Genomic DNA, 12458 nt, shown 5'->3' on the forward strand with positions numbered 1-12458 from the left:
GTTTTTTAGGGGCGCGGGGAACTGCGCGACCAGCCCCCACCGGCCCGCAGACGACGAATCACCAAGGAACCTGAGGCGACCGGTAGAAATTAATCCCCAACGCCTCCCACCGCGCTCCCTGCGCAGCAAGCCGAACCTTGTACCTCTCCCAGTCATGCGTGGCAGCCGGCGACCACCCCAACTCGGCCGCCCCCGCCAGCCTCGGAAACGCCATGTACTCAAGGTCGGCCGACTTCCCTAGCGTCTCCGTCCACATCGGCGCCTCGACACCCCGAACCGCCGAAGCGGGCACCCCAGGCAGATAGTTACCCGGATCCCAGTCGTACGACCGCTTCACCTCGACCAGCCCGGCCCAGTCCAGCCCCAACGGCGTATCAGCGGTGTACTTCATGTCGAGATAGACCCGGTCAGCCGGAGACAGAACAACCCCGGTCCCGTTCCGCGCGGCAGCCGCGACCTGCTCCTTCTCCTGGGCATTCGTACTGTCCAACCCCCAGTACTGCGCCAGAGCCCCCCGCGAGGGGCTCGCTCCGGTCAGCTGATGCCACCCCACCACCGTCTTGCCGTACTTGGCGACGAGGGGCTGCACCCTCTCCATGAACGCCACATAGTCCTCGTGACTCGTGGAGTGCGCCTCGTCACCCCCGATGTGCAGGTACCGGCCCGGCGTGAGCGCGGCGAGCTCCCGGATCACGTCGTCCACGAAGTCGTACGTGATGTCCTTGCCGACACACAGCGAGCTGAAGCCGACCTCGGTGCCGGTGTAGAGCGGAGGCGCGACACCGTCGCAGTTCAGCTCGGCGTACGAGGCGAGCGCCGCGTTCGTGTGGCCTGGCATGTCGATCTCGGGGACGACCTCCAGATAGCGGGAGGAGGCGTACCGGACGATCTCCTTGTAGTCGGCCTTGGTGTAGTAGCCGCCCGGGCCGCCGCCCACCTGTGTCGAGCCGCCGTACGAGGCCAGCCGCGGCCAGGAGTCGACGGCGATGCGCCAGCCCTGGTCGTCGCTGAGGTGCAGATGCAGCTTGTTGATCTTGTACAGGGCGAGCTGGTCGATGTAGCGCTTGACCTGGTCGACGGTGAAGAAGTGCCGGGAGACGTCGAGCATCGCGCCGCGCCAGCCGTAGCGCGGGGTGTCCTTGATCGTGCCGCCCGCGACCAGCCAGGGCCCGGGCTGGACGGAGTCCTTCTCGACGGCCGCCGGGAGGAGCTGGCGCAGGGTCTGCACGCCGTGGAAGAGGCCGGCGGCGCCCGCGGCGGTGATGGTGACGCCGCCCCGGCCGCTGTCGAGGCGGTAGCCCTCGGCGCCGAACGGGCCCTTGGCCAGGCGCAGTCGGATACCGCCGGAGCCGTTTACGGTGACGGGGAGCCGGTAGCCGGTGGAGGGGCGCAGGACGTCGGCGAGGTACTCCCCGACGCGGCGGGTCTCGCGGGAGTCGTCCACGCGGATGTGGGTGTCGCGGGTGATCCGGTACGGGGATCCGCCGGGGTCGACCGAGGCGGGCGCGGGGACCACCCGGTCGAGCGGGGTGGGCGAGGCCGCCCGGTCGGGAGCGGCTCCCGTCGCCGAGGCGCCCATCGCGACCAGCAGCAGGGAACCCAGCAGGCGGAACGTTCTGTGGTGCGGTCTCACACTGCCGACTCTCACAAGCGTGTCCCTTCCTTGAGCCGATGCGCTTGAGCCGATGCCCTTGAGCCGTTGCACTCCAAGAGGTCTGGACCACTCTCTCGTGAGACTGGTGGAACAATCCACCCCATGGCGGAAATCATCCAGAGGGACGGCACGTGGGTCTTCGACGGCGACGCCCTGAGGCTGACCCCCGGACGGGACAAGAACGTCAGCCTGTTCCGCAAGACGCTGGGTGAACTGACCGTCCCCCTGGGGGCGTTGGCGGGGGTCTCCTTCGAGCAGGGCAAGAAGGCCGGGCGGCTCCGGCTGCGGCTGCGCGACGGCTCCGACCCGCTGCTGCACGCCACGGGCGGCCGGCTCGCCGAGCCCCACGACCCCTATCAGCTGATCGTCGAGTCCGACCGGTACGGCGTCGCGGAGTACTTCGTGGAGGAGGTACGAGGCGCCCTGCTGCTGGACCAGGTCGCGGCCGACCCGGTCGACGCGTATCTGCTGCCGGGGCCGTCGCTCCCCCTGTCGGTCTCGGCCGGGGACGGCACCGCGACCTTCGACGGTGAGCACATCCGGCTGGAGTGGAACTGGAAGACGGAGGACGCCAAGGCCGCCGCCGGCTCCCGCACCCTTGCCCTCGCCGACATCACGGGGGTGGAGTGGCATCCGGCGGCGGGCCTGGAGAACGGCCACCTCCGCTTCACCGTGCGGAACGCGCCGACCAAGGCCCCGCCCAAGTACGACCCCAACGCGGTGGAGCTGTGGGGCTTCAAGAAGGACCCGCTGATGGCCCTGGTCGCGGCGGCGGTCCAGGCCCGCCTCCCGCATCCGGCCAGGGTCGCCGCCACGGACGTACCGGGACCGCGACCGGAGCTGCCTTTCCCTCCGGTCACGTCCGCCGAGGACGACCACGACGCCCTGCTGCGCCGCCTACGCGAACTCGGTGAGCTGCACCGCACGGGTGTGCTCACGGACGACGAGTTCACGATGGCCAAGCAGGCGGTGCTCAAGCGGCTGTAGTCCCGTACGGGCCCGTGCGGGGCCGTGCGGGGCCTACTTGGCCCGGCGGGCCACCGTGAAGTGGTCGATCCGCTCCCCGGTCTCGGCGATGCCCTGCACCTTCAGGGTCGTGTAGCGGCCCCTCGGCGCCGGGGTGACGTCCACCCGCAGGAACGAGTAGTCGAGGTAGCGCACCCGGGACCAGGCGACCGTCTCGTTCTGCTTGCCGTCCTTGAGGTTGACGAACGACGCCACGGAGTCCTGCTCGTGCTCGTGCCCCTCGTAGGAGTCGGGCGCGGTGAACGCGTACAGGCTGCGGCCCGCGGCGCCCGCGGTCACGTAGACGACGCCCTCGGTCTCGGGGTACGCCGTGCCGCCGATGGGCAGCTTCTTGGCGACCTCGTTCTTCTTGATCACGTCCGTCCGCTCGTACTGGTGGTTGTGACCGTTGATGACGAGGTCCACGTGGTACTTCTCGAACAGCGGCACCCACTCCTGGCGCACACCCCCCTCCGAGGCGTGCGCGGTGGAGGTGCAGTAGGCGCAGTGATGGAAGAACACGATGACGAAGTCGATGTCGTGCGCGGCCCGGTACTTCTTCAGCTGCGCCTCGAACCACGTGGTCTGGGTGCCGCCGGAGAGGCCGAGGTTGGCCGGGATCTCGAAGGACACGTCGTTGGGGTCGAGCGAGATGATCGCCGTGTTGCCGTAGACGAAGGAGTAGACGCCCGGCAGGTGCTTCTTGTCCGGCCCGTTGTCGGGGAGCGTGAAGCGGGCCTCCTCGCCGCCGTAGCCGTTGGGCGAGTACCAGGCCTCCATGTCGTGGTTGCCGAAACTGACCATCCACGGCACGGACTTGGCGACCGACTCGGTCTGGGCGAGGAACTGGTCCCACACGCGCGAGTCGAAGCCGGTGTCGGCGGTCTTGCCGGCGCCGGACGGGTCGGCGTAGGCGATGTCGCCCGCGTGCAGGTGGAAGGCCGGGTTCTGGCCGAGCAGCAGGCTGTCGTTGGCGAGGCCGTGGTAGCTGACGCCCTGGTCGCCGAAGGCGGTGAAGGTGAAGGGCGCCTTGTGCGCGGGGGCGGTGGTGAAGGTGCCGAGGGTGCCCAGCAGGTGCGGCTCGGCGGGGTCGAAGCCCTGGTGGCCGACGCCGTAGTAGTACGTCCGGCCGGGGCGCAGGTGGGTCAGCTTGGCGTGGACGTAGTACTGGGTGTGGTCGGCGCTGGCACCGACGCCGGCCGGGGTGTAGAGGGTGCGGACCTCGGCCTCGATCTTGCGGGAAAGGTCCCAGGGGTGGGCGCCGATCCGGATGAACGGCTTCTTCACGGCGACCGGGACCTGCCACGAGACGGTCATCTCGGTGCGCGGGTCGTTGCCGTAGGCGAGGTGGCGGCCGAAGGGGGCGACGAGCGCGCCGTCGACGGTCTCGGTGCGCGGGGCCGTCTGCGTCGGAACGGCCTGGGTGGTGGCCGCCTGAGCGGTGGCGCCCGGTACGAACGCGCCCCCCGCGACGGCGCCGAGCGTGACGGCGCCGCCTCTCATCATCGTGCGCCGGGAGAACTTGGCGCGCAGGTACTCGTGCTGTTCGGCCATGCTCATGCGCTCGGCCAGCTGCTGGGGTACACCCATGCGAGGAATGTCCATGGCGTCCGAAACTCGTCCCCTCAGGCAACGGGATGCGGGCCGAGGCATGGACGGTTCCGGAACAGCCTTCCATGAGAGCTCCAATGTTGCGCCAAGAGATCCCACAGGTGGCTGCCCGAAATCGGGCAGGATTCTTGCGAAGCGGTCCCCGATACCCCAGGATCTACCGAGTGCACGACGACCTCGTTGATCACCTGACCCGCAGCACGCCCCTCAGCAGGGGCGAGGCGACGCGGGTGATCCAGGACGTGCTCGCCTACTTCGACGAGACGACCGAGGAGTTCGTCCGTCGCCGCCACCGCGAACTCCAGGCCCAGGGCCTGGTGAACGCGACGATCTTCGAACGGATCGAGGCGGACCTGAAATACCGGACGGTGGCACCGCCGGAGCTCACGCTCCGCCAGCTGCGCCGGATCGTCTACGGCTAGGGATACCTGTATATATGTGCGGAATCGTCGGATACATCGGGAAGCGTGACGTGGCTCCCCTCCTCCTGGAGGGCCTGCAGCGCCTGGAGTACCGCGGCTACGACTCGGCCGGCGTGGTCGTCTCCTCCCCGAAGGCGCCCGCCCTGAAGATGGTCAAGGCCAAGGGCCGGGTCCGTGACCTGGAGGCCAAGGTCCCGGCGCGCTTCAAGGGCACCACCGGCATCGCCCACACCCGCTGGGCCACCCACGGCGCCCCCTCCGACGTGAACGCCCACCCGCACCTGGACGCCGAGGGCAAGGTCGCCGTCGTCCACAACGGCATCATCGACAACGCCTCCGACCTGCGCCGCAAGCTGGAGGCGGACGGCGTCGAGTTCCTCTCCGAGACCGACACCGAGGTCCTCGTCCACCTCATCGCCCGCTCGCAGGCGGAGAAGCTGGAGGACAGGGTCCGCGAGACCCTGCGCCTGATCGAGGGCACGTACGGCATCGCCGTCCTGCACGCCGACTTCCCGGACCGCATCGTCGTCGCCCGCAACGGCTCCCCGGTCGTCCTCGGCATCGGCGAGAAGGAGATGTTCGTAGCCTCGGACATCGCGGCTCTGGTCGCCCACACCCGCCAGATAGTGACCCTCGACGACGGCGAGATGGCCACCCTCAAGGCCGACGACTTCCGCACCTACACCACGGAGGGCACCCGCACCACGGCCGAGCCCACCACGGTCGAGTGGGAGGCCGCGTCGTACGACATGGGCGGCCACGACACCTACATGCACAAGGAGATCCACGAGCAGGCCGACGCCGTGGACCGCGTCCTGCGCGGCCGCATCGACGACCGCTTCTCCACCGTGCACCTCGGCGGCCTCAACCTGGACGCCCGCGAGGCCCGTCAGATCCGCCGCGTGAAGATCCTCGGCTGCGGCACCTCCTACCACGCGGGCATGATCGGCGCCCAGATGATCGAGGAGCTGGCCCGTATCCCCGCCGACGCCGAGCCGGCCTCGGAGTTCCGCTACCGCAACGCGGTCGTCGACCCCGACACCCTCTACATCGCCGTCTCCCAGTCCGGTGAGACGTACGACGTCCTGGCGGCCGTCCAGGAGCTGAAGCGCAAGGGCGCGCGGGTCCTCGGTGTGGTGAACGTGGTCGGCTCGGCCATCGCCCGCGAGGCCGACGGCGGCGTCTACGTCCACGCGGGCCCCGAGGTCTGCGTCGTCTCGACGAAGTGCTTCACGAACACGACGGTCGCCTTCGCGCTCCTCGCCCTGCACCTCGGCCGCACCCGCGACCTCTCCGTCCGCGACGGCAAGCGCATCATCGAGGGCCTGCGCAAGCTGCCCGCCCAGATCGCCGAGATCATGGAGCAGGAGGGGGAGATCGAGAAGCTGGCCCAGCAGTACGCCGAGGCCCGCTCGATGCTCTTCATCGGCCGCGTCCGGGGCTACCCGGTCGCCCGCGAGGCCTCCCTGAAGCTCAAGGAGGTCTCCTACATCCACGCCGAGGCCTACCCGGCCTCCGAGCTCAAGCACGGCCCCCTGGCCCTCATCGAGCCCGCTCTCCCCACGGTCGCGATCGTCCCCGACGACGACCTCCTGGAGAAGAACCGCGCCGCCATGGAGGAGATCAAGGCCCGCAGCGGCAAGATCCTCGCGGTCGCCCACCAGCCCCAGGAAAAGGCCGACCAGACGATCGTCGTCCCGAAGAACGAGGACGAACTCGACCCCATCCTGATGGGCATCCCCCTCCAACTCCTCGCCTACCACACGGCCTTGGCCCTGGGCAGGGACATCGACAAGCCGCGCAACCTCGCAAAGTCGGTAACGGTCGAGTAGAGGCTTTTGGCTTTTGGTTTTTAGGGGCGCGGGGAACTGCGCGACCAGCCCCCACCGCCCCGCACAGGCCAACGAAACACAACGGACCCCCACGTGATGCCACACTCACGGGGGGGTCCGTTCTCATCGCCGGGGGCCGCCCAACCCCCAGCCGGCGGCAGCTACCCGGTGGCCGTCACACCCCGCCCAGCCGCCCGCCCCGGAAGCGCGGTCGGCCAGTGCGCCAGAGCCGCGGTGGCCGCATACCAGGCCACCGCACCCGCACCGACGGCGAACCAGCCGCCCACCTTGGTGAGCCCGTCACTCCCGGCGAAGTCGGCGACAGCCAAGAGCACCAGAGCCACGAAGAACAGCCCGTACGCCCCCTGCCCCAGCTGATCCCCACCCGCCAGCGTGAGAGACAGCGCCACCAGGGCGAACAGCAGCAGGAACAACCCGGCGGCGTTGGCGGAGACTTGGGCGTCCGCGGAGACGGCCCAGGTGAACCACAGGGCGCCGAGCACCACGAACGCGGTCCCGTTCGCGGAGTCACGGTCTCGGAGGGCCATCAGCCCGGCGACGAAGAGGGCGATGCCGCCCACATACTGGGCGATTGATACGGCGTCAGCAGCCGACACACCGTCGATCACACCGGTGTACCCCAGCCCGAAGGCCAACAGGGTGATTCCCAGGGCGAGTCGGCCGACCACGGTGGTGATTCCGCTTCCCGCAGAGACGTCGTTGTCCACGGCGGGCTCCCTTCATGCATGTGCAGTTGTGCGGTGAGCGTTATATGCCCTTCACAAGGGCACAAACACCTCTACGCACGAGTAGATTTGCACATCTCACCTGGGAGAACGGCGAGTTACGGAATGACAACGACGGGACGCTTGGCCCGCTTGGCGAGCCGCCCCGCCACGGAACCGAAGATCCGCCCGACGATCCCGTGGGTGGAGCCGACGACGATCGCGTCCGCCTCGTACTCCTGTCCGACCTCTTCGAGCTCGTGGCAGATGTCACCACCGCGCTCGACCAGGATCCAGGGCACCTCGGCGAGGTAGTCGGCACACGCGAGTTCGAGGCCGAGCACCTCCGTGCGGTGGTCCGGTACGTCGACGAAGACCGGCGGCTCGCAGCCGGCCCACACCGTGGTGGGCAGCCGGTTGGCGACGTGGACGATGATCAGGCCCGACCCGGAGCGATGAGCCATGCCGATGGCGTACGCGAGGGCGCGCTCACTGGAGGTGGAGCCGTCGAAGCCGACGACAACGCCGTGCTTGAAAGCGGGATCGCAGGAATGGCGTGACTGTTCCGCCGCCAGGGGCTCGGACGCCGTGGGGTCGGCTACCGGCCGCTTGCGGTCCGCTGGTTCGAAGAATTCGTGACCGGCCATGGCTGTCTCGGCGTATTGATCCTTTATGGGTGGGCCCGCGAGCGGAGCTCGCTGACGGATCCAGCAAGTGCGGCGGAGCTGTGTCCGGGAATGGTCTTCCCAACCCCATACCCCAAGGGTACGGCGGCACGCCTCCTTAGCCCAGATCCCCGCGCACGGTCGGGGCGGGTTCCAGGGAGCATGCACGAGGGTGCGCCCGTAACGCAATGGTTGCTGCGGTGTACAGGCGGTTTGCACAGGGTTCAACTTCTCTCCCCGCCGGACGGCCGCCTACCCGCGCGTACCAGTGACCGACCGCGCGGACCCGCGTTGATCTCCCTGAGCCACCGACCGGGCAGCCCAGGGAGCACGTACGCATGTCAGGACCCAGCACGCCCTCCGAGGACAGCGCCACCGATGTGGTGCGCTGGGCGGCCTTCAGCTGCGTCCTGGTCCCGGTGGTGCTCCTCTGGTACGGCACCTCGCTCGCCGGCGCCACGGGCACGGCCCTGGGCCTCGCGGCCGTGACGGCCGTGTGCCGGCTGCTGCTGCGACAGTCGGAGCGCGGCGCGGCGCGGATCAAGGCCGGCGAGGCGGGCCCGTCGCCCCGGCGTCGCGGTCGCCATCACCGGACCGGAACCGGGGCTCATCGAGGCGGACGTCACACCGGGGGAAATACACCGGTCGGCTGACCGGTTTTCACACCCCGGCACGCCACTTTTCAGCCAACTTCTGACGGGCAGGCATCCCCCACCCAGAACACCCCCCAACCCCCGTTCCACCTGCACGGAAAGGGCCTCAGGGGGTCTGCGCACCCTACGTGGATTGGCCACTGCGACAAGGCGCACTTCCCTGCACGGCCCGGGAGTGCAACGCTTCGTGATCGAATGCTTCACGCCAAGTTGCCAAGTCGACAATCTACCGAGTGCCGAACCGGCCACTCAGGCGTGACGCGACACAGTAGATTCGATCTTGACTGTCTACGGCGGGGGACTCGTGCAGGACCGAGGGGAAACGTGCAGGAGCGACACAACCGAGGAGCCGCGACCACCGAGGGGGGCTTAGCAGTATGAGCCACGACTCCACTGCCGCGCCGGAAGCCGCGGCCCGGAAGCTTTCCGGGCGACGCCGCAAGGAGATCGTCGCGGTGCTGCTGTTCAGCGGCGGCCCCATCTTCGAGAGTTCCATACCGCTGTCGGTGTTCGGGATAGACCGCCAGGACGCCGGCGTACCGCGCTACCGCCTGTTGGTGTGCGGCGGTGAGGAAGGCCCCCTGCGGACCACAGGAGGCCTGGAACTCTCGGCGCCGCATGGCCTGGAGGCGATCTCACGGGCGGGCACGGTCGTCGTGCCGGCCTGGCGTTCGATCACCTCGCCGCCGCCCGAGGACGCGCTCGACGCGCTGCGCCGGGCGCATGAGGAAGGCGCCCGCATAGTCGGACTGTGCACCGGCGCCTTCGTCCTCGCCGCGGCGGGCCTGCTGGACGGCCGTCCCGCGACGACACACTGGATGTACGCACCGACGCTGGCCAAGCGCTATCCGTCGGTGCACGTGGATCCGCGCGAGCTGTTCGTCGACGACGGCGACGTCCTGACGTCGGCCGGCACCGCGGCCGGAATCGATCTCTGTCTCCACATCGTGCGGACGGACCACGGCAACGAGGCGGCCGGAGCGCTCGCCCGCCGCCTGGTCGTCCCGCCGCGCCGCTCCGGCGGTCAGGAGCGCTACCTCGATCGGTCTTTACCCGAGGAGATCGGCGCCGACCCGCTCGCCGAGGTCGTCGCCTGGGCGCTGGAGCATCTGCACGAGCAGTTCGACGTCGAGACGCTGGCGGCCCGCGCGTACATGAGCCGCCGCACCTTCGACCGCCGCTTCCGCTCACTGACGGGCAGCGCCCCGCTGCAGTGGCTGATCACCCAGCGGGTGCTTCAGGCGCAGCGGCTGCTGGAGACGTCGGACTACTCGGTGGACGAGGTGGCGGGACGCTGCGGCTTCCGCTCCCCGGTGGCGCTGCGCGGCCACTTCCGCCGCCAGCTCGGCTCGTCCCCGGCCGCGTACCGGGCGGCGTACCGTGCCCGCCGTCCCCAGTCCGAACGGCCGACGGACACGGAGCCCCCGACGGGCCCCACCGTCCAGCAGGGCCCACCGCCCGCCCCCTACTCGGAGGGCGGCCCGGTACCGCTGCAGACCCGCCGGACACCGGCGCCCGTGGGTACGTCCGCGGCCGCTGAGCACGGGCGCGAACTGTATGTCGGCGGCCGGGCGACCCTGCCGGGCCAGCGCAGCGGAGCGTGAACGACGAACGCCGGACGGGCCCATCCAGCCCGTCCGGCGTTTGAGGACGAGGCCGTCCGGGCCGAAGCGGGGGGCCAGGGGGCGGCAGCCCCTTGGTACGTCGCCTGCGACACCGGGCACCCCTAAAAGCGGACCTCAGCCGTAGGGTGTTCGCATGAACGATCGCATGGTGTGGATCGACTGCGAGATGACCGGCCTCTCGCTGTCCGACGACGCGCTCATCGAGGTTGCCGCCCTCGTCACCGACTCCGAGCTGAACGTCCTCGGCGAGGGCGTGGACATCGTCATCCGCCCGCCGGACTCGGCGCTGGAGACGATGCCGGAGGTGGTGCGTCAGATGCACACCGCGTCCGGACTCCTCGACGAGCTGGCCGGCGGCACGACGCTGGCGGACGCCGAGGAGCAGGTCCTCGCGTATGTGCGCGAGCACGTGAAGGAACCCGGCAAGGCCCCGCTGTGCGGCAACTCCGTGGGCACCGACCGCGGCTTCCTGCTGCGCGACATGCCGACTCTGGAGGACTACCTCCACTACCGGATCGTCGACGTCTCCTCGATCAAGGAGCTCGCCCGGCGCTGGTACCCGCGGGCCTACTTCAACAGCCCGGAGAAGAACGGCAACCACCGCGCCCTCGCCGACATCCGCGAGTCCATCGCCGAACTCCGCTACTACCGCGAGGCCGTCTTCGTGCCGCTGCCCGGCCCGGACTCGGACACCGCGAAGTCGATCGCCGCGAAGCACGTTCTGCCTGCTCAGTAGGGATGGGAGGGGTGCTGTGGGGGGCGCCGCGGAATCTGTGCGCGAGCACCCCTTCGGACCCTGTACACTTTTTCTCGGCCGGTCGGGGAAACCCAAAGCCGGTCGTGGTGGGTGTAGCTCAGCTGGTAGAGCACCTGGTTGTGGTCCAGGATGCCGCGGGTTCGAGTCCCGTCACTCACCCTGGTCTTCAGCCGGTGGCTTCGGAAACGAAGTCACCGGCTGAAGCTTTTTCCGCGCCCCGTCACGAACGCCCCCGTCACGAACGCCCCCGTCACGAGCACGTCGGCGCCGGACAGTCCGACGCCGTACGGCACCAGGCGTGCTCGCTCACGACGACGCCCGCGTCACCAACTCCGTGGCCAGCACCATCTGCGGCCGCTCCAGGCCTCTCGACATCGCCGGACGGCGGTCCGCGATCTCGGTGAGGAGCAGGTCGATCATCCGGCGGCCCATCTCCTCGATGGGCTGGCGGACGCTGGTGAGGGGCGGGTCCATGTGGCGGGCGATGGCGGAGTCGTCGTAGCCGACCAACGCCACGTCGTCGGGGATACGGCGGCCCGCCTCACGCAGGACCTGGCGGGCGCCGGCCGCCGTCACGTCCGAGGCCGCGAACACCGCGTCGAGGTCGGGGCAGCGGGAGAGCAGGGACCGCATCGCCCGGTGGCCGCCCTCCTCCGTGAAGTCGCCCGGCTCGATCAGCAGGTCGTCCACGGGGTGGCCCGCGTCGCGCAGGGCGTCGCGGTAGCCGTCGACGCGGCGCTGGGCGCCGTAGACGTCGAGGCGGCCGGTGATGTGGGCGATCCTCGTGCGGCCGCGGGACATCAGGTGCTCCACCGCCGAGCGGGCGCCGCCGTAGTTGTCCGAGTCGACCGAGGTCAGGCTCTCCGCGGCGGAGCGGGGGCCGCTGATCACCGCCGGGATCTCCAGCTGGGACAGCAGGTCGGGCAGCGGGTCGTCGGCGTGGACCGAGACCAGCAGGACGCCGTCGACGCGGTGGGCGGCCAGGTACTGGGCGAGGCGGCGGCGTTCCTTGTCGCTGCCCGCGAAGATCAGCAGCAGCTGCATCTCGGTGTCGGCGAGTTCGGCGCCCACGCCCTTCAGAATGTCCGAGAAGTAGGGTTCCGCGAAGAACCGTGTCTCCGGTTCGGGCACGACCAGCGCGATGGCGTCCGTGCGGTTCGCCGCCAGGGCGCGGGCCGCCGTGTTGGGGACGTAGCCGAGTTCCGCGACCGCCGCCTCCACCGCCGCGCGGGTCGCGTCACTGACCCGGGGCGAGCCGTTGATCACGCGGGAGACGGTGCCCCGGCCCACGCCGGCACGGGCCGCCACCTCTTCGAGGGTGGGCCGACCGCCGCTACGGCCCCGCGTTCCGTGGGTTGCCATGGGCCCCGCCTTTCCCGCCGTTGTCCTTACGCTGGCCTGGAATTTAACAGTCCCGCCAATAAAGTGACCGTCCCCGGGTCCACCACCCCGAGGCCCCCGCATCGGCCCGAACAGCCTCGTCCTCGCTCGCCGGACGGACTCAGCGGG

11 protein-coding genes and 1 tRNA gene are annotated in these 12458 nt (G+C 69.8%); 7 read left to right on the forward strand and 5 right to left on the reverse strand.

Translation table 11 applies throughout. The features are described from left to right. Positions 1-58: 58 nt before the first annotated feature. Positions 59-1633: a beta-N-acetylhexosaminidase gene (locus tag AQJ67_RS22295; RefSeq protein ID WP_062720822.1), complete on the reverse strand. Its 1575-nt coding sequence runs from the start codon at positions 1631-1633 to the stop codon at positions 59-61. 123 nt (positions 1634-1756) lie between these two features. On the opposite strand from AQJ67_RS22295, the gene AQJ67_RS22300 reads away from it, so the two are divergent. Continuing rightward, on the forward strand, positions 1757-2641 hold the full coding sequence (locus tag AQJ67_RS22300; protein ID WP_062720823.1) for a DUF4429 domain-containing protein: 885 nt from the start codon (positions 1757-1759) through the stop codon (positions 2639-2641). A gap of 33 nt (positions 2642-2674) precedes the next feature. Here AQJ67_RS22300 and AQJ67_RS22305 read toward each other — a convergent pair whose 3' ends face one another. Further along, a complete protein-coding gene (locus tag AQJ67_RS22305) occupies positions 2675-4249 on the reverse strand; it encodes a purple acid phosphatase family protein (protein WP_062720824.1) in 1575 nt (524 codons plus the stop codon). Between the two features lie 185 nt (positions 4250-4434). Between AQJ67_RS22305 and AQJ67_RS22310 the strand changes: the two genes are divergently transcribed. Both AQJ67_RS22310 and glmS read left to right on the forward strand, forming a co-directional pair. Then, positions 4435-4692, forward strand: a complete 258-nt coding sequence (locus tag AQJ67_RS22310) for a hypothetical protein (protein WP_062720825.1) — start codon at positions 4435-4437, stop codon at positions 4690-4692. Between the two features lie 14 nt (positions 4693-4706). Further along, complete coding sequence (gene glmS, locus AQJ67_RS22315) at positions 4707-6524, forward strand: glutamine--fructose-6-phosphate transaminase (isomerizing) (RefSeq protein ID WP_062720826.1); 1818 nt, start codon at positions 4707-4709, stop codon at positions 6522-6524. Positions 6525-6685: 161 nt separating this feature from the next. Here the strand turns inward: glmS and AQJ67_RS22320 are convergent, their stop codons facing one another. Then, complete coding sequence (locus tag AQJ67_RS22320; protein ID WP_062720827.1) at positions 6686-7252, reverse strand: GPR1/FUN34/YaaH family transporter; 567 nt, start codon at positions 7250-7252, stop codon at positions 6686-6688. A gap of 116 nt (positions 7253-7368) precedes the next feature. Further along, positions 7369-7896, reverse strand: coding sequence for a universal stress protein (locus tag AQJ67_RS22325; RefSeq protein WP_062720828.1), 528 nt, complete (start codon positions 7894-7896; stop codon positions 7369-7371). A 356-nt stretch (positions 7897-8252) separates the two neighbouring features. Between AQJ67_RS22325 and AQJ67_RS22330 the strand changes: the two genes are divergently transcribed. The 4 genes from AQJ67_RS22330 to AQJ67_RS22345 all read left to right on the forward strand — a co-directional run bounded on the left by AQJ67_RS22330 (position 8253) and on the right by AQJ67_RS22345 (position 11108). Next, a complete protein-coding gene (locus AQJ67_RS22330; protein ID WP_062720829.1) occupies positions 8253-8567 on the forward strand; it encodes a hypothetical protein in 315 nt (104 codons plus the stop codon). A gap of 377 nt (positions 8568-8944) precedes the next feature. Further along, complete coding sequence (locus AQJ67_RS22335) at positions 8945-10171, forward strand: GlxA family transcriptional regulator (protein ID WP_062720830.1); 1227 nt, start codon at positions 8945-8947, stop codon at positions 10169-10171. Between the two features lie 154 nt (positions 10172-10325). Then, positions 10326-10928: an oligoribonuclease gene (gene orn, locus AQJ67_RS22340; protein ID WP_062720831.1), complete on the forward strand. Its 603-nt coding sequence runs from the start codon at positions 10326-10328 to the stop codon at positions 10926-10928. A gap of 107 nt (positions 10929-11035) precedes the next feature. Further along, positions 11036-11108 (forward strand) — tRNA-His (locus AQJ67_RS22345). A gap of 147 nt (positions 11109-11255) precedes the next feature. On the opposite strand, the gene AQJ67_RS22350 is transcribed toward AQJ67_RS22345, so the two are convergent. Then, on the reverse strand, positions 11256-12311 hold the full coding sequence (locus AQJ67_RS22350) for a LacI family DNA-binding transcriptional regulator (protein ID WP_062720832.1): 1056 nt from the start codon (positions 12309-12311) through the stop codon (positions 11256-11258). Between the last annotated feature and the right edge of the window lie 147 nt (positions 12312-12458).

Source organism: Streptomyces caeruleatus (genome assembly GCF_001514235.1).
GTDB classification, from domain to species: Bacteria; Actinomycetota; Actinomycetes; order Streptomycetales; family Streptomycetaceae; genus Streptomyces; species Streptomyces caeruleatus.